The sequence below is a fragment of the Limosilactobacillus kribbianus genome (assembly GCF_026413145.1).
Lineage (GTDB): Bacteria > Bacillota > Bacilli > Lactobacillales > Lactobacillaceae > Limosilactobacillus > Limosilactobacillus kribbianus.
In genome coordinates, this window is the sequence record NZ_JAOVYZ010000104.1 from 1 (window position 1) to 1,013 (window position 1,013).

Below are 1,013 nucleotides of genomic sequence, written 5' to 3' on the forward strand. Positions count from 1 at the left end.
GCGCTGGGTTTCCCGAATAATGATAAATACATTGCCAATAATGCCATCAAAGTGAGCGAAACATACTTAAAGCCGCTCTACGATCGGCTAGTTAAAGAGCTCAAAAAAGAAGCGGTCACTCATATGGATGAAACACCACTGCGAGTTCTAGAAGAACATACTTCAACTAGTTACTTATGGGCAGCGAGAAGCACGACTGAGTTCAACCGCCACAATATTATGATCTTTCATTATGCCAATACTCGCTCAGGCAGAATTATCAGTGAGATTGTTGGCAAAGACTATCAGGGAACAATTATTCCAGATGGCTACAGTGCCTATAGCAACAATCGTTATCCGGAGTTTAAGTTTGGTGCCTGCCTTGTCCACATTCGACGTGAATTTATCGACATCGTTAAAGGGCTAAGGAAGGAGAACTTAACTAGTTCTAAAGCAGTGGGGGCTATTCAGAAATTAGGAGTAGTGTTTGACACCGAAAAGAGGCTAATTTACCACACCAAAGAAGAAAAACGTGAGCAGCGGCAACTCAAGTTGCGACCGCGTCTTGATAAATTCTATAGCTTTATCAGCGAAGTTAAGAATCCAATGGGGCGTCTTAAAGCGGCTATTGAAAACGCCTTAAATCAACGACAGCGTGTCTATCGAATCTTTGAAGATGGTCAAATTCCGCTCAGCAATAATCCAATTGAGCAAATGATTCGACCAACGACTTTAATTCGGAAGAATTCGTTGTTCGCCAGAACAATTCGGGGTGCCCGCGCCAACGCAATTTACTGTACACTAGTTGCCACAGCTAAACTGAATGGGCTCAATGTGTATAAATATCTCGAATATCTATTTAGTCGGTTACCAAATCGCGAAAATGAAGATATTGGGGCTTATTTGCCATGGACAAAAGAGGTCCAAGAACACTGTCATGCATAAGATAAAAGAACTCCCGATATGATCGACCGTCCAAGGATCGAAGCATATCGGGAATTTTGATTCAAGGCGTGTCGCCACGGCGGGCTTAC

General features: G+C 42.9%; 1 protein-coding gene. It reads left to right on the forward strand.

Features of this window, described 5'->3' with window-relative positions:
- Positions 1-924, forward strand: a 924-nt coding sequence (tnpC, locus tag OCT58_RS10365) for an IS66 family transposase (protein ID WP_267202733.1), incomplete at its 5' end; no start/stop codon positions are given.
- Positions 925-1,013: the final 89 nt, after the last annotated feature.